The 17,828-nt window shown below is 61.7% G+C and carries 8 protein-coding genes; 3 read left to right on the top strand and 5 right to left on the bottom strand.

Features of this window, described 5'->3' with window-relative positions; all coding sequences use genetic code 11:
• Nucleotides 1-3 precede the first annotated feature (3 nt).
• From IC762_RS04540 to IC762_RS04530, 3 genes are read right to left on the bottom strand one after another with little or no spacing between them, the layout of a single operon-like run.
• Nucleotides 4-3,288 carry a UvrD-helicase domain-containing protein gene (locus IC762_RS04540; protein ID WP_195787450.1) on the bottom strand — a complete coding sequence of 1,095 codons (3,285 nt, stop codon included), beginning with the start codon at nucleotides 3,286-3,288 and terminating at the stop codon, nucleotides 4-6.
• Entirely contained in the window at nucleotides 3,285-5,936 is a 2,652-nt protein-coding gene (locus IC762_RS04535) for a PD-(D/E)XK nuclease family protein (protein ID WP_195787449.1), read from the bottom strand. The genes IC762_RS04540 and IC762_RS04535 overlap by 4 nt, the downstream gene beginning before the upstream one ends.
• Before the next feature lie 17 nt (nucleotides 5,937-5,953).
• Entirely contained in the window at nucleotides 5,954-7,285 is a 1,332-nt protein-coding gene (locus tag IC762_RS04530; protein ID WP_195787448.1) for a hypothetical protein, read from the bottom strand.
• A gap of 200 nt (nucleotides 7,286-7,485) precedes the next feature.
• Between IC762_RS04530 and IC762_RS04525 the strand changes: the two genes are divergently transcribed.
• From IC762_RS04525 to IC762_RS04515, 3 genes are all read left to right on the top strand, one after another.
• On the top strand, nucleotides 7,486-8,826 hold the full coding sequence (locus tag IC762_RS04525) for a hypothetical protein (protein WP_195787447.1): 1,341 nt from the start codon (nucleotides 7,486-7,488) through the stop codon (nucleotides 8,824-8,826).
• A gap of 232 nt (nucleotides 8,827-9,058) precedes the next feature.
• On the top strand, nucleotides 9,059-13,075 hold the full coding sequence (locus IC762_RS04520; protein WP_195787446.1) for a hypothetical protein: 4,017 nt from the start codon (nucleotides 9,059-9,061) through the stop codon (nucleotides 13,073-13,075).
• 60 nt (nucleotides 13,076-13,135) lie between these two features.
• Nucleotides 13,136-14,125, top strand: coding sequence for a restriction endonuclease (locus tag IC762_RS04515; RefSeq protein ID WP_195787445.1), 990 nt, complete (start codon nucleotides 13,136-13,138; stop codon nucleotides 14,123-14,125).
• 21 nt (nucleotides 14,126-14,146) lie between these two features.
• On the opposite strand, the gene IC762_RS04510 is transcribed toward IC762_RS04515, so the two are convergent.
• Entirely contained in the window at nucleotides 14,147-14,947 is an 801-nt protein-coding gene (locus tag IC762_RS04510; protein ID WP_195787444.1) for a restriction endonuclease, read from the bottom strand.
• 73 nt (nucleotides 14,948-15,020) lie between these two features.
• On the bottom strand, nucleotides 15,021-17,828 hold the full coding sequence (locus IC762_RS04505) for an ATP-binding domain-containing protein (RefSeq protein WP_195787443.1): 2,808 nt from the start codon (nucleotides 17,826-17,828) through the stop codon (nucleotides 15,021-15,023).

Here is a 17,828-nt window from a genome sequence, read left to right as displayed (position 1 = left end):
CCCTCAGTTTGCGGGTTCGACCCACCGAACCCGTCCGAGGCTCATATAGACCAGGGCGCCGCGCGGCGCGCCGGTTGCCTCCAGATAAAGCCGAAGCTGGTCTACATGGTCGGCCAGTTGCTGCGTGCCCGGCGCTATGTCGCTCTTCCAGTCCACGACCACCTCGAACGCGCCATCCTCTGCGCGAACCGCAGCGTCCACCCGGCCCGCCATCGGCTGGGCTTCGCTCGCTGGCCCGATCACGGCATAGATCGGCAACTCCGCACGCAGCCGCGGCCGCAAACCGGCAACATCGGGTAAGGCGAGCGTGCGAAGCACAGTCTGGGCAAGTTCCGCAACATCCGCGAGGCTCTCATCAGTCTCGCCCGGAGCGAGGAGCTGGGCGGCCAGCTCGCGCGCCCGCCCGGCGAGCGCGCCAGCCTCTTCAACCAAATCCTCCTCCAGGATTTCCTCCATCAGCTTGTGCAGCACCAAGCCCCGCAAGCGCCCGCCAGTGGCGATCCATGTCTCCTCCTCGTCGATGGAGTCCGAAACGACTTCTACCCTCTGGGCTCGGTCGGCATCGTGGTCGCTGGGCCGCAACCAGGTAATGGGCGGACTCGCCGCAGCGATGCGGTTCGCCTCCTCTGCGAAGGTCGCAGCGTCCTGGCCATTGGCAGGCGGATCGCCCGCGGCTGTCGGGCCCCCCTCAAAAGCGTCCAGATTGATCTCCGGCAGGCCGGCAGCGCCAAGGTCAAGCACGCGCCCCCAGGAGCGTGCATTTGCATCCGGATGATGGGGTAAGATCAAGAAGTCCCGGGCGCGCGTGCACGCCACATACCAAAGCCGCACCCTTTCACGTTGCTGACTCTCTGCATCCTGGCGGACCGTTTCTGCAAGCTCTGGCGCAGCGATGTCACCGACCAGCCAATGGAGCGTGCCGCGATCAGGATGGCGGACAAATCGGTCAGGCGAGCGCGGTCGCACTACGCCGTTGATGGGGATCACAATGGGCCATTCGAGCCCCTTGGCGCTGTGCATGGTGACGATAGAGACAGCGTCGCCATCGACCTCGCCCCAACCCTCGGACGCCTCGCGGTTATCACGCCAGTCCGCGTGGAGATCCGCAGCAAGCCGGCGAAGTCCACGGACCCCGTAACGAGCCGCGCGCTCCAGGATGACGTCGATATTGGCCGTGGCCGCTGCCGCGTGACGCGGATCATCGCGCAGCGAGATTGCGACGCGTACGCTGAGCCGCTCGATCGCCTCGCCGAGCAGCTGTGCCGGGCTGGTGAACCGCGCGCGACGGCGCAGCGCCACCAGATCGGACATCACCGCACGCGCTTCCAGATCGGCGATATCGTCGAGCGGGGTGGCCGCCGTAAAGACACCTGGCCGCCCGTCCCGCTCAGGCAGCGCCGCGGCGATGTCGAGCAGGGCCTGATCGGTGAAGCCGACCAATGGGCCCCTCATTAAAGCGCCGAAGGCGGCAGTGTCCTTGGCGTCTGCCAACACCCGCACCAGGGCAATGACATCCAGCGTCTCCTGGCGGCGATAGAGTCCCTTCCCCGCCTGGGAAGCGATGGGAAGTCCGACCCTGCGCAACGCTCGCTCGAACAGCCAGAGGCTGTTGCTGGTCGGCACAAGCAAAGCGATATCGCGCGCAAGCACCGGCCGGATGCGGCCATCAGCTTCTCGCAGGAGCCGTGCACCCACCAGCTTTGCGCAGACTGCTGCGACAGCGTCGGCTTCCTCGATCTGCAGGGCCTCGCGGTTGGAGCCCGGAGGCGCCGCGATGGACAGCCGGGTAGCGCTCGGGCGCGCCGGATCGTCTCTTCGCGTGGCTTCCAGTTCGACATAACCTGGCTGCGACACCGCGTTCAGAGCAGCCCGGAAAGCGCCATTGACATAGGTCAGCACTCCCTCGCGCGAGCGGAAATTGGCGCTTATCTGGAGAACATTGTCGGGCCAAGCCCGCACGATCACTGCTTTGGCGACCTCGTAGTTGGAGATGTGAGCGCCGCGGAACTGGAAGATCGCCTGCTTAGGATCGCCAACCAGGAAGAGAGCGCCGGCACGGGGCGCGAGCTCCGTCCATTGCTCGGCCGGCTCGGCCGCCGTGATCCGGAAGATGATGTCGCACTGGCTGGGATCGGTGTCCTGGAACTCATCTACGAGAAGGTGGCGATAGCGCGCCGCGAGAGCCAGGCGGACCGACTCATGGCCGTGCAACAGCCGCCGGGTGCGGATCAGAAGATCATCGAAATCGAGGAGCGCCGCCCGGCGCTTGTAGGCGTCATAGTCGGCGAGCACCTCGTCCAGCTCCGGGAACAGAGTGGCGAAAACGCCGCTGCTGATAATGCCCATTAAACGCCGATAGGCTGCGTCGCTGAACTCGTAGGCCGCCACCAGCTCAAGGTGGACAGCTGCAGCCGTTGGCGCCGACGTTCCGAGATGCCGAGGGCGCTGGAGGTCGAAAGAATCCTTCGCCATGCAGTTCAGCCGAGGCGGATGGGCCAATCGCCACAGGCGGGAGAAGTCAGTGACGACAGCGAAGCCGTCTCGAAAGTGATGGTCCAGCGCCTCCAGATTCTGTAGGACGATAGTGGTGCGATTGTCGGCCGGTGCAGCGGCCGCGGCCCGTCTGAACGTATCCACCGCGTCACTGAACGCAAGGTCCGGCCGGCTGGTCAGGTCCACCACTGGCGCCGTCGCGTTGCGATGTTTGCGACGGAAATCAGCCATCTCGCGCAAGGTTTTCGTCGACTTGCGCGGATCGCGCTGCGCCAGGATCGCGATCGGATCGTCCGGCCGCCCGCCTTCGCCAAGCCGCCGGCCGAGCCAGGCCTCGAACACCTGTCCGAAAGCCAGTTCTGCCCCGTCCTTGTCCAAGACCACCGCGCCGGGGTCGACATCGGCCTCGACGGCATAGCGGCACAGGATCTCTTGGCAGAAACCGTGGATGGTCGCGGTCGTCAGGGCGTCAAATCCTGCTGCCGCCGCCTCCAGGGCGCGGTGCTGGTTGTCGTCGAGCCCCACAGGAAGAACCGCCTGCAACGGGCGCGGGACCCTCTTCGCCAAGAGGTCCTCGATGGTCTCGCGTACCCGGCCGGCGAGCTCGTCCGCCGCAAGCCGCGTAAAGGTGATGGCGGCAATCGACGCGGGCGGCACGCCGCTCGCCAACAGCAGTGCAATCCGTCCGGCCAGCAGCGATGTCTTGCCCGTGCCGGCGGCCGCCTCCACCAATAGCGTCGAACCGAAGTCAGACAGAGCCCGCACCCGGGCCGCAATATCCCGAGGCTCGGTCATCGCGCCCGCCACACTGCAGCGAAATCGCCGAATGCCCGACGAAACGCCGCGTCCTTGATCCTGGTGAAAGGCTCCCCGATAGCCGGCAGCGCGATACGCAGGTCGTTCCAATCCTCCCAGGGATCGTGCGGACCCGGCAAACTGGTCCCAGCCCGTATGAGAGTCACACCGGCCTTGAGGTGCTGAGCGGCGTCAGCAAGCGCCTGATCCAGATCTTCACCTCGAAGCGGATAAGGCTGCGGGTTCTCCTCCGCCAGAAACACCAGCCGGGTCTGTATTCGAGTCTCCGGCCGATGGTGGGCGACGGCCACTGCGTATAACACGCGTTGCAGTTCGGTGCCGCCTCCCAGCCGCAGGTCGTTCGGCGCCTTAGGAACCGCTCCTGTCTTGTAGTCGGTGACGCGAGCTCGCCGATCGCCGGTGTCGAGCTCGAGTCGATCGATGGCGCCGCGGATCGCGAGCTGCACGCCGGGCACCGGAACGATCTCGCGCGGATCCCATGGAGCGTTTGGGTCAGCCTCGATTCCGTCGGGGTCCCCGAACCGCACTTCGGTCCAGCTGCGGGTACCTGCCTCAAAGCTCGGATCGAGCTGCAAGGCGCGTAATGCCACCGTCCGGGCTTGGTCAAGCGTGTAGCGCCACAGCAGCGGCGGCGGCGCCGACCGTTCGAGCGGCCAGTCGACAAGGACCGCGGCGCTGGCCGTACCTAATGCCGCTTCGAGCTCGTCAGCAGATGCCCGGCCGAAGCCGGGTCCTTGCTCCAGAACATTCACGGTCCGCTGCAGCAACCGGTGAACCAGGTCGCCAAAGGCTCGCGGGTCCAAATCGAACGCCGGGTCAGTAACGACGGTCTCCCGCCAGCCGAGGGCGTAGCGCCAGACGAATCCCTGCGGGTCGCGCAGCAGCCGCCGCAAGGAAGTTGCCGATTGCGGCTGCTGCAACGCGCGGATCACCACCGGATGATCGGCTTGGATAATCCCGTCATGCGGCCCGACGTCGGCCGATCGGCGGGCCAGCCAGCATCCGACGGCCCGCGCGATGCGCGGGTTCTGCCGCGCCTCCTCGGCTCGAGCGGCCAGCCGGTCCGCAGCGCTAAAGGCGTGCTCAGGAATACGCTGACGGGCCAGCCGAACCGGTGTCAGATGCGCAGGCAAAAGCGGGCTATGGGTCTGCAGGCCTCCGCGGGCGTTGCGCCGACTGTAGGAGAAGGAAAGGTTCTCGGCGTAGCGCGCGATCGAAGCGAACGCCCGCCGATCGGTCTGTGAACGTGTCGGCGCCTGATCGTCGTCCAAGGAGAGGATATGGTCAGGCAGGAGCGGATCGGCGGAAACGCCTCGAGGCCAACCGCCGGCGGTGAGGCCAATCAGCCGCACGAACCGTCGCGGGGCGCCCGCCAGATGCGCAGCCGGGCACCAGACGATGCTGTTACCTGGATCCGCGCCATCGGGTGTGCGCAACGTCGCTAGCGAGAAAGCCAGCGCCTCCGCCGGCCCAGCCCGCATTGCGGCGCTCCAGACCCGAGCCGCCGGGGCCGGCAGAAGCCGCCGGCCGGCCTCCTCAGCTGCCGCCCATCCCCGGCATATCATCTCCAGGGCCGGCAGGAGCAACAGCGACGGCCGGGCTCCATCGGTCCGCTGCGCCTGAGCCAAGTCGAGCGCCCGTCGCCAATGGACGAAGTCGTTGAGATGAACGTGACCTGGAACTCCCGCCAACGGATTGTCAGGCAGCGCTTCCAAGGCGGTGCAGCGCCGCATGCTATGAGCCAACCAGCGCCGTACCCTCTCCTGCGATAGCCCTTGCCCCAGGAGTTCGGCTAAAGCCGCGCATGCCTGCCCGTCGACCGTCGATAGGATCGGCGTGCCGTGCGAGAAATGGACAGGCAACTCGGCGCTCGCCACGAGAGTTTGCATGGACTCATCCCAAGGCCCGGGTGCGGCCGTAGCGATCGCGATCTCTTCGGGTTTAGCCGTCCCACTCGCGATCAGCTCGCGTGCCCATCGCAAGGCCTCGACGACTTCAGCGTGGGGATCGGCACATACCCACGCGGTCACAGTGGTCGGCCCGCCGCCTGGCTCTTCACCAGATAGCCCCGTCACAGTCGTCACCTCGCCGAGAGCCGCAAGCAGGCTGCGCCAGACCGGTGGAATCCAGACGATGTGCTGAAGAGCAACGGGTCCGAGCAGATCGGGGGCAAGGCGGATCCGCGCGATGGCGGCCACCGCCAAGTCAGGCGGCGTCAGGACGCCGGGTCCGAGGCGCGCCTTGACACGGCTCTCGATAAGGGCCAAGTCCGAGAGCCGCGGTGTAGGCGCCACCGAGGACAGATCGAACCCTGCTGACCACAGCCGCTCGAAGGTCCGCACCAAGGCGCGCACCGTCCCGGGAAGACTCTGCAACGGCGTCAGTTCCGCGAATCCGCCTTCGGCGAGTGCTTCGGCGAGCGCAGGCTCCAGCTCCTCTCGTTGCGCGGGGCGCACGAACCCTCCCGCCAAGCGGGCGGCCAGCTGGGGAAGACTCACGATCTGATGCCCAACCGCCCCCTCGCGCGCCGCTTTCAATCGAGCCATACGCAGGGCGAGCGGACCGTCGACTACAACGGTCCGGAACAGATCCGATTGCGCTTGTGGCCTCTGGCTGTCGGCCGCCATCGACGTTCCTCCCCCAGTCACAACAGCGCAGCGCCCTTGTCGAGAAGATCGTCGAGCACGTCCTCTCGTGACGCAATTGGCCCTCTGCGGATCACGAGAATGAGTGCCTCGACCACCTTGCGGGCCAGCGACCGCGCCATCACCCGCTCCCGCGTCGAGATAGCAGCCACGGCACGGCCATGCAGGAAGGCGCTTCTTATATCGAAAAGCTGCTCATACTGGTTAGCATAAAGACGATCACCCAGTAGACCCGCGACCCGTCCCCGCATTCGATTCGTGGCGCGCATCCCCTTGTGTCGATCAGGCGCAACGCGGAAGCTCTTCTGATAATCCGCGCGCAAACCGAGTGCTGCCTCGATTGTCGTGATGTGCGCAAGGAATTCGTCCACGCCGTCGGCCAGGAACGCGCGGACGAGGAAGTGGGCGACCGGCGTCTCAAACAAGACTGATCCCTTTGCCTGCTCGACGGTCGCCCACCGGCTCTGGTCCCAGACAGGCAGCTCGGCTTTCGCATCCTCCTCCAAGTGCAGCTCGACCGGGCGCTCTTCCTCGTATGTCTTGCCAAACCCGTCGTCGTAGACCCGGTCCTCCCAGCTCAGGGTGTCGGGGGACGGCGGCCAAACGGGCCGAACAAAGATGTCGCTGTCGATCGTGTAGACCCATGGCACGCGGAAGCCGCGCCAATCGACTTCCTGCATGGTCGACCAGCTCTCCCAGGGAGCGAGCAGGAGGAAGAACAATGCTTTCTCCAAGGCGCTCGGGAAGCGCCCTTTGTGCGGTTCGATCCGCCCCAAGTCCTGACTCAGGTCCATGAAGAGGACCGGGACCGCGCGCATCTCAGGCTCCTGCCCGAGCGCCACGGCCTCCTCGACGATTAGCCAGTGGAATTCGGAAAAGCGCTCAGCATCGAAGTCCTGACGCGGATAAAGCCGCTTCAGCCGGTGCACATCGATCAAGCCGCGCAGCTCGTCCGCGCTCAACCGGCACACCCTGACCGGGCCGAATGCGAGCGGCGGCAGGTCGGCAGCAAGATCGAGCGGCGCCAGGTGAATGCGCCTGGCATGGGTGGCCAACAGCGCCGCATCCAGTCCGTTCGCTGCTTCCTCCACCGGCAACGCAAGATGGGACGTTTCCTTCTGCAGGTGACACGGAAGGCCCAGGCTTCGCAATGCGGTCGAGAGCGCGAAGTTCGGCCCCTTCTTGCCGGCGTTCGTATAGCCGTCGCGGCAAATCTCGCGCAGCCGCACGAAAGCGGGATGCGCGAGAATATTGTCAGGCCCCGGCGGACATAGCCGCCAGAGCTCCGTCATCGCCGCAAGCATCGCCATGCTCGGACCAGTCTCACCCATCAGGAGATCCGCAACCAACCAGCACCTGTTTCATGCGTCGTTCCTTTCTCCGCCTGCTCGGCCGCTTCTCTCGCTTTCTCTTCCAAAACCTCCCCACAGCTGGCTTGAATAAAGTCGCATTCCGGCTGAATGTACGATCTGAACGTTATCAAGTGCAGGCGATTCCAAAGGCTTGAAGCCGGCTTGCTCGAACATTTTCAATGACCACCAACCTTCGCATCTTAATCGCCGATGTATTGCAGGCAATGACCCACACGGAGCTTAGTCAGGCTCCGCTTGAAATCGCGGGCTTGGTTGTTCCCGCCGGTGAAGGTCTTTCAAAGCGCCAACGTATCGACTCGGCGCTTGCCAACCTCACCGAGATGGATTTGGCGCAGTTGGCTTTGAAGTTAGCGGTTCATCGTGGCGACGTTTCTCTCGACGAGGCCGGCCGAAAGGTGCTGGAAGCCAACGATCCGCCTATAACCCAGATCACTAGGCGCGATGTCGCACGGGTCTTCGGAGACGATCTCGCTGGCGAGCGTGACACGGTGGAGATGGTCGAACGTTATTTCCCACTTTCCACGCCCTTTGAAGACTTCTTCGGAAGCATGGCTCGAAGCAAGGGTGCCCATCAAAGCTTGCGCGATAAGATCACTCGGCACATGGATGACAATCCAGGCGACTGGTCGGTCGAGCATCTATTCGGGGAAATCGGTGCATTTGACTGCTCCAGAGCTCGGTTTGGCGCGTTGCTCGAGGAAGCTGTCCACCCCCTCGCTCGGTCGGGCGAGAAACAGTTGAAGTCGGTCGCCGCCCTCAACAAAATACTCGCGCGCGATGGATACGAATTAGTGCGGGAGAGCGAACTTTCCGGTCACCCGATTTTCGTTTTCCGACCTCTCGTGCGGGGTGTTGGCGGCCGGCCCAAAAACCTGATCTTCGCTTCTCAAGGTCCGAAGCCCGAGATCGGGTTCGCCGACGCCATAAACAATGACATCGTCATCCTCTCTGGCGAAGAAAGCTGCTTGGTTTATGATCGGCCGATCAGTTCAAATGGTCTGCTCTGGTCCGAACTTGTCGCGTGGTGGAGCGACATCATGCCAGGCGCCAATGCAGCAAATCTTGGCGCGCGCCTGCAGAAGTCTCTGTCGTCAGATGCAGAGCACAAGCTTTTCGCCACCTATTTCAAGGTTTTCCACCCCGCTCTGGGTGAGACGTTGCCTGCGCTCTTGCCGCAGGTCTATCTTCACTATGACCCCGCCATCGTAAAGACTCTTCGCCATCGCCTGCCGCTTCCGCGACAGCGGATGGACTTTTTGCTCCTCCTCCCCGGACGCCAACGCATCGTGCTTGAGGTGGACGGAAAGCATCATTTCTCGGAAAAGGACCGCCCGTCCTTGAAGGTCTATGCAGACATGGTGTCGGCAGACCGAGAGTTACGCCTCGCCGGGTATGAAATTTACCGATTTGGAGCGAATGAGCTGGTTGGCGATGACGCCGAATCGAGGATCGCGGATTTCTTCAAAAAGCTATTCCGACTGCATCGCGTCGCGCGATGACCCTACCCCGATCAACGCTGGTCAGGAAACCGTTAGCTGGCTATTGCTTAGCGCCAAGGATCGAGTGTCATGGCGCAGATTAGCGATATCGAGCTGTTGCGGTTCGGACCCGGGCTCCAGTCATGATCAAGCAGACTAGCGATCCAAGACTGATCGAAATAGGTCCGAACTGTTTTGAAGACCAAGCGCGAGCTGGAGGAGTTCCGGCCCCGCCTATGCTGGAGGAGCGCTATTGACGGGCGTTTTCGGGTCGGGTCCAGGCCTCGATTCACCGAAAGGCGATGTCGCGCGCCAAGCGACCGCCTCGCTGCGTGGTTATGGCTATCAGCTTTATGCATCGGGCTTGGCCTGGTTAGGTTTGGGGGACGGAGAGACGCTCTATCTCGAAGTGGCTGAAGACTACGCAGTCGCGGCACGCGGCGCGCTCGCAGGAACCCAGGTCAAAGACACAGGCGGCAGCACAAGCATCACCCTCCAGACGGCGCATGTCCGCGACGCAATCGATTCTTTCGTGGATCTTGTCCAACGCAATCCCAAGCGCGTCGTGTCATTTCACTATCTGACTACGTCCGAAATCGGTGTGGAGCGCAGCATTGAGCATCGGATCGCTGGAGGTGCCGCACTTCACTATTGGCGGCGTGCCGCTGCAGGAGCGGCTGTTGGGCCCTTGCGCGCACTGATAGCCGGACTCGATTTGAAGCCGTCCACGAAACTCTATCTCGAAGCACTGCCGGAGGAAGGGTTCCGCAGCGATTTCCTCCAACGCATTCACTGGGATTGCGGTGCACCCGGTATCGCAGACGTGCGCTCCGAGCTCGAGGCTGGACTTATCGAGTATGTCGCATCAGCAAGACGGCTCTCAAGCCATACCGGTAGGGCCGTAGTGCCGGCGACGATCGAGCGCTTGCTGATGACGGTGGTCTCCGACAATACACGGCAATTACGACGAGCCGACCTCCTCGAGTTAATCGACAAGACGGCCATTGTTCCTGTTCCGTTGGAGCAATTAACCGCGGCGTTCCAGAGCAGCAGCGCAGGCACGACCTTCACTCGTCCAACCTTGCTTGTCCCGGCGAGCGATTTGCCTCTTCCCCAGATCCGGGCTCCGCGAGCGGTCTTGGTCGCCGCAATCGACACGGCACGCCGGAGCGCAGGGGTAGTTATCGCGAGTGGCGCGACCGGACTGGGCAAGTCTCTCGCTGCGCGCCTCGTGGGCCAGCACTGCGGCGGGGTGTGGTCGATCGTCGACTTCCGCAACCTGTCGCCCTCAGACACCGCTGCACGACTGTCGCTTCTGCAAGGCGAACTGGCGGCCTCCCCCGCAACGCATCTCATCCTAGATGACGTGAATGAGATCGACGATCCTGCGGTGCGGGATGCGCTATTACGCGTCGTCGCCAGTCTTCGGCGACGCGATTGCACCGCGATAGTCACAAGCTATCGCGCACCTACCAGGACGACATATGACCAGTTGGCACCAGAGGCGCCTGCCGCAATCGAGGTCGAATATCTCTCGGAGGAGGAAGTTGTTGAACTCGTGGCGCTGGCTGGCGGCGACGCCAAATACGCCAGCGCCGTCTATCGCGCCGCGGCACGGGGCCATCCCCAACTCACCATGGCGACGCTGCTTCATCTAAAGGCGGCGAATTGGTCGCGCGCATCCGTTGCTGGGGTATTGGGCGGGCAGCTCCCCGATGAACTGGGGCCGGAACGGCGCGCAACGCGGCAACGATTGATAACAGCGCTCTCGACCGATGCACAGACGCTGCTTTTGCGCGCCAGCCTGATCCGTGGCGGGTTCGACCGAGCTCTGGCGCCAGAGATCGCTGGCCTCGATCCCACCATAGCGCTTCCTGGTCTTCTGCTCGATCAGCTCATCGGGCCGTGGATCGAAACATATCGTAAGAAGCGACTGCGAGTGTCGCCATTGCTGGAAGATGCCGCGGAGGAAGTGCTCACCGCCGCAGAATGTCGGGGCGTCCATCGCCGCGTAGCGGACTCGATGATGCGAAACAGGGACATCTCCGTATTGGATGCCTCGGCAGCGCTGCATCACGCGCTCGAGAGCGAGGAGGGTAGCCTCGTATTCGCTTTCGCGCACAGCGTGATTACCTGCCCGGTGGGCATGCTGGACCTGCTCGCTCCGTTCGTGGGCGAACTCATGATCTTCGGGACCGACACGCCGATCTTCCCTCGAGACCTCGCGGCGTCGGCGATGTTGCGATTGGCTCAATTGCTCGTCCTCTTCCCCTATGGGACATCCGAAAATGCCCGCGCCGCCTGGAACGCATTCGAGCGCGAGCGCGTCCACCTGAAGGGACCGGAACTCATAGAGGGTTTCGCGCTATCCAAGATCCTGCTCCATCCACGCATGGGCGAGCTTTTTCCCGATTGGTTGGAAATCCTACTTCGGTTCGACCGACTGCTGAGAAGCTCGCCCCAGCTCGCGGAGGTCAACCGCAACTTCAATTCCCCGGCCGGCGGCGATCCGCATGTAAGCGGCGTTTTGTTCGCAGGGCAGCTTGGCAATATCGACAGCGTTGCCCGCTTCAAGGAAATCTTAGAACGGCTCGATGGCGAAGAGCCCATAACACGCGATCAGATCTTCTCGTCCTTCCAACCTGGGCGCGGCGATATTTCGATACTGGTCAACCATGCCTGGCTCAAGGAATCGCGAGCCGAGACATTCGATTGGGCGGCTGCTGCCCGCGACTATGCTGCTTGCGCAGACCTCGCTATGCGATGGGGCAATGCGACGCTCGCGACACGCTGCGCAATCGCGCAGGCTATTTGCCTCGACGAGAACGGCGACGACGTTGAGCAAGCACTCGCCTGTCTGATACAAGCTGAAGACAAATTTGGCTTCGACATCGCGCTTTCGCGCGCGCGTGCCAAGATCTACTGGCGCAGACGCGATCATGCAGCGGCGCTCCCGCTGCTGACTGCCGCAGCGGAAGCTGGCGGCCAAGACACAATCGAGAAGGCTCATATCGCTCGCGAAGCAGGCATAAGCGCTGCGACGCTCGGCGACTGGGCGGCAGCGCAACAGTGGTTTGAACGTGCCCAAGTCGAGGCGTCAAAGCTTGACAAGATACCATCGGTACGAGCGATGGCGATCGGGCTGCTCGCCGATACGGCGCATGCCGCCTATTGCGCAAGCCGGCCCGGCATCTCAATCGTCAAGATGCGCGACGCCCTCTCCGCTTTGACAGGAGTCGATGCGGAGGGAACGCTGGCTGAAGCATATTGCCGCCGTGTCGTGCCCCATGGTTTGCTCTGGCTCTATCGAGAAATCACTGGGACCAAAGCGGGCGGTCAGGAAGAAGTAGTCTATCCGCCAGGCTGCGGCAGCAACACCGAACCGCTCGAGGTGATCCGCGAGCATCCTGTCATTGCGCTCGATCTCGGGTTCTACCTGCTGGCCGATGCGGACCAAGCACTCACCGAGCCTACCGGCTTTTATCGCAATTTTCGCGACTATCTAGTCGAAGGGCCGATTGTCTCTTCAGAACTGTCGACGGCGATCGCCGAAGATCGTAGGACCATCGCAACGCACGATCCAGCCCATTTCGTCGAGCGCGTTCGACGGCATGCTTCAGTGGCACGCATGGTTTCCTCCGGCGAGGGGCTCGAAAGTGGCGACGCACTTAAGAATCCCAGACGCGGCACGATTCCTTTGGCTACGATCGGCGAGCCCGCCGAGGCGGATCTGCATCGAGCCGCCGAAGATTATCTGCTGAGTTTCGCCACGGCTGCGGCTCTCGCCCGCGAGTTCCAGGCGATCGATGCGATCGTCGAGGAAGGACTGGCGTCGCCCGAGATCGAATCCATACATCCTTTGCTTCGACGGATGGGGGGCGACCTCACGGCAATCGCGACCGATCGAGATGGCGCGGCCAACGCGATCTGGCTACTGCGAGAGGATCTAACGGCGCGCCCCGCCGAGTTTTGCTGGGCAGCGGCATGGCTGCTGTTCCATGTGAACGCCTCGCGGCTCCGCAGTGGTGTTGCCGAGCCGCTTGTGGCGTGGATCTTTGCCGGGTGCACTCATCTTGTCAGCAACGCTCGATTCCGCCTATCGCTCCCGGCGACCACGGTGCCGCCAGTCGAGGCTGTCCTTGCGCGGTCCGAACGAACCATCGCGTCTGCCGCCGAATTGCTTCTCACATTCGCGCCCGCAGCGGGGACCCGGTTCGTTCCACAAGCAAGATCAACGCTAGAGGAGATTGCCGGAATCTCGCCTGCGTGAAGGGCGGGAGGGAGATCGCTAACACTGGTTCAAACTCGGTGCTTTATGGGACACATTCTGATGGTCACCTCGGGGTTCGTGGCTTCGCTGAGCGAAGACACCGGCGAACGTTCGGGTCTCGCACTCAGCAGGCAACAACTTATCGAGCATCTCCGGGAGGATCACCCATTTCGGGTGGCATTTGCCCAAGATGACGCATTGATGCGGGTTGGAAGTGAGGAGTATGCGGACACGGTAGGAGATCTACTCTACGCCCTCGGCGCCGCTGACCAACCAGGCATGCCGAGCCTGGGTCAACGGTTGATCGCAAGACTGGGGCCGGACTGGCGCGCGCTGATGGACTTCGAGACGATCCTCCAAGTCGAGGCCGTTGGAAATCATCATCTGCAACTACGCAATAGGAGCGGATCGCTCGATCGGGACGCACTCGATTCAGACATCAAATGCGTCATCAGTGGGTCCCGTAAGGCAATTGTGGAGCATCTGCTGGAGGCGATGTCCGTCCACCTAGCTTTGTCCCCGTTTTTTACACGCGAGATGAAAGCGGAGGATCACTTGGCTCTGACGAATTTGTTCGAGAGCGAGCGTCTTCCAATCGAAGGATCGGGTTTCTTTGATCAGCGGTTCATAAACTACCTATCCCAACAGCCGGAGCTTCTGCAGGAGATAAATTGGCGGCAGTTCGAGGGACTCTCCGCAGAATGGCTCGTTCGGAACGGCTACGAGGTAGAACTTGGAGCTGGCCGAAATGACGGCGGTGTCGACATTCGAGCTTGGAATGCCGGCAGGAAACCCGGTGTTCCGCCAGTTGTGATCGTTCAGTGCAAACGGGAGAAGCGGAAGATCGGCAAGGTCGTCGTGAAGGCCCTCTGGGCCGACGTTCATGCAGAAGGAGCCGATGGAGGCCTCGTAGTTACGACGAATGATATTAGTCCCGGAGCGGCGAAACTTGTCGAAGCTCGGGCGTATCCGATCACAGTTGCGAACCGTGACGAGGTCGCACGGTGGATCACAGCCATGCGCCGCCCTACTGCCGGCGTGGTCCTTTAGGGGTGGCCGAGGCGCGGGACTTCAAACATCGAATTCACCGGACAGGATGATCACGTTCGGTCGCGCGACATCGAGTATCTCGGCTACAGTAGGTGCAGCTGTTCGATACGTGAGCCGCAATGACGCCAGAAGCCTCGCGCCGTCAACTAATTCGACGAAAAAGCCGCTCTGAGCGGCCATCTCGGTTTCCCTAAAGACACCGGCTGTGAATACTGAAGATGTTACCAGCAGGCCGCTGTTGGTCGCATGAATGCCCATCGTGCCAATAAGTTCGCGCAACACTCGAACTCCGACCTTGTTTCTCGTGTGCTTTATCTGGGCGTAGATCGCGGTGGGGCCGCCGCGGGGATGCTGAACCACTATGTCGACGCCGCCGTCCTTTGAGCGCGCGGTGCCGCGGGCCTCGTAGCCAAACTCTCTAAGAATTGCCGCGCTGGCGTCTTCAAGAGTTGCCCATTCATCAGCACTTCCTCGTCCCAAGAGATGTTGTTCGATCTCCCTGGCCAAAAGCCCGATTTGAGATTGATCAAGAGCTGGTGAAAACGTTGCTAAGGCCGCACCGCCGGCCTGTACGGTCCGCAGCGCCCTGTCCGGAACGGACCCGCAGGAGCTATCCCACATATCCTTGAATGCGAACCACCAGCCGCAAAATGAGCAGGTGAGCACCTCAACAGACTCAGAAAATCGCCGACCATCACTGTCCTGGCGCTCGTCTGCGGGACACAATTGCGGATGTGACCTACAGCAGGGGCACTGCCGTGAAGCAAACACGCTCTCAAGAACCGGCTCTGTTTGGGTTTGTGCTTGGTAATTCCAGAACAATTTTTCGCCCGCCTCTTTCGGGTCAGAAACCGCTCGTTCTTAACCGCCGGTAGGGGCTGCATGAGCAGCCCTATCACGAGCGCCAATCGACACGATCGCTGAATTGAGGTCGCAATGGTTCGAGGATTGCGGGCAAGCGCCCCTCGCAGGTCACTCCCAGATAGGTCGCGGCTCGCGTGACGCCAACGTAAAGATAGCGCGGGAAGAGCTCTTTAAGGCGGCGGGCAAGTCCGTCGACTCCAATGAAGAAGACTGCTTCAAATTCCAGACCTTTGATATGCTGGATATCGAAGACACGCACCTCGCTTGCATCGCCAACCACCCGCCCTTCCTTGCACCCGACGATGGTAATGTTGCGCTCCGCCAACGCGGTCCGCGTTGCATTTACCAGCGGATCAATGAGGTCGTCACCGTCAACGAAAACGGCGATAGAAGGTAGCGACCCGACTGACTGTTCGACCTCATCAATGCGATCGGCAAGCCAGGTTCCAAGCGCCGTGTCAGAAACACCTTCCGCGAGTACCGGCCACACATCCGCTTCTTCGGTTTCCGACGGAGATCGCGTCTTCTGTGCACCCGGGTCGAGCAGCTCTGCTAGAGCGTCCGAAAATTGGCGAAGCTTCCGGCTCTGTCTGTAGCCGATATCAATCTTGCGGATATCAATCTGGGCTCCCGACACACGACTCAGCCAGTCAATCTCGACTTCACTCTGAATGCCAGACGACGTCACCCGCTGGCGCAAATCGCCACATGCAAACCACGAGCGCAGTTCTGGATGGGCAAGCTCGATCGTGCATGCAAGCTGGACGGCGGAGAGATCCGTAGCTTCGTCAACAAAAACCTGAGCGAGGTAACGGCTGCGTATCGTTTCGAGCCAGTCATACCTGACTGCGCCGTCGTGTCTCGCATCCACGTTGCGTATCACGCGGCGTGCGTTTCGAAGCATTGCCAGCAGGACGATGTCGACCTCACCGGGAGAGATCAAGCTGCGGCTTGCGGCTTCGGCAACCGCTTCATCCGAAGTGTAGTGCCTGCCTTCCCGGATCATTTGGCGACGAAACCGCGAATAGGCACCGGGCAAGCCAAGTACTGAAGAGCGCGGCGCCTGGAGTAGCGACCTCAACCACGACCGTGTCGCGATGTTCTTGCCGATCGGTACGAAAACGTTGTCGGAGGGCAGCCGCTTGCCGATCAGTTCGATGACCCTGGCCGATTGTCCGCCGAGTGACCGCCGGCCTTCTGCGACGGAACGCGCCCAATTCCGGAGGGCGTTCCAGAGAACATTCAGTGAGCGCGCCTCTGAGGTCCCTGTGGACGCTAGGACCTGGCTTGTTTCGTCATCGTCATCGTCATCCTCATCATCGTCGTCATGCTCCGATGACCGGGGCGAAGAGAGGGAAGCGAGTTCCTGGAGCAGGCCCTTGTTTTGATTTAGCAGAAGATTGTTGATCTTTCTCAACTCTGCGGTGATCAGGTCGCCGAGACGCTTAACCTCTTCGTGGAGTTCCGTCGCCTGCATGACGACCGCCAGCATATCGTCGATGCTGGACTCGTTACCTTGTCTAAGCTCGGCTCGAATCCTGGTCGCAATACCCCTGGCGCGTTCATCATTGGACCCTTGCAGACTTGTCAACGCACCGTCAAACCTTCGGATCAGATCCGCCCCCGCAAAGGTCGCGAACTCGTCATGGAGGCTCGACCGCGCGGCGCTCGATTGATCGGCAAGTAGATGGATATCGGCGAGTTGGAAGCGACCGGAGTTGGCCGACCGCAGAATGTTTAGCACGTTACGCGCGAGATCGAGCCTCTCCTTAGCCCAAGTGCGGACATTGCCGGCGTCCGGCACTCCCTGCTTATTGAATGCGTCGCCAAGATATTGCTTCAGCAGTTCGCCAGGCGAAAACATCGCCCAACTGTTTGTGCTCGCTACATCAACGCCCGCACGGGTCACCAACGCTTTGTCCGAGTCCGACAACGCTTCCAATGTCCGCTTCTGTGACAACCGCCGGATCAGCGTGGTCGTCTTTCCTGATCCGGGCGGGCCAAACAGCATAACCTGCTTGTTTAGCGGCAATCGAAAGATTGCTCCCTGAAACTTGTTCAGAATCGGCCGATCCCGGAGAGCGATCCTGTCGATGGTTCTTCGTCGGATGCGCTGGCTGTCAGATTGGGCGGCGGCCGCCTGCTGCAAAATCCGCCCCAGAATGTCTTCCGCCGAAACGTCACCTTCGCGAAGGAGTTTCAGCGCCTGAAGTAGGGAGTCTTGCTTCAGAAGCTCGTGCAATGCACCCCATGGAGCGGACTCAAAATCGTCAACCAGCGCGTCCCAACCCGCGGATTGTTCCCGCGGCGACCAAACCGTCCTCTTCAGAATGCGGGCCGTTCGTTCGCGATTACGGACATCCAAGGTCACAGTCTCGCCAGCCTCATGCTCCGCGAGGTGACCAAGATCGTCTAGCGAGGTCACGAAATGCGCGCCTTTCACCGCATCATTCAGGCCCGCTGCGGATAGACGCGCGAAATAGAGTGTCTGCGGAGGTCGGGCCTCGTTCTTCCATTCGACTTCGACGCGCGCGATACACGGCTCAAGCAAAAGTCTGCGCAGCGCCTCGCGCAAACCTGCGTTCTGAGCGTGGGCGAACCGCTCCGGATTCCCTACGCCAACCATCGTATTCGAGCGGTTCAAAACACCATCAATAGAAAGTCCAAATGGTCGACTCTCGAGATTAGAACGCGCTCCATCGGCAATGCTTTTGAGGGCGGTGAGAATTTCTTCTCCCACCTTGAGTACAATTTCGCGTTTTTCGTCACTGGACTCCAAGGTACCGTCCCCCATTTGAGTCATTGCCGGCAATTGATCGTAAAACGGCTTAATGTCCAT

Origin of the sequence: Bradyrhizobium genosp. L, from assembly GCF_015624485.1 — a bacterium.
Taxonomy (GTDB): domain Bacteria; phylum Pseudomonadota; class Alphaproteobacteria; order Rhizobiales; family Xanthobacteraceae; genus Bradyrhizobium.
The sequence above is the reverse complement of the archived record's forward strand: the minus strand, read 5'-3'. Positions and strand labels throughout refer to the sequence as shown.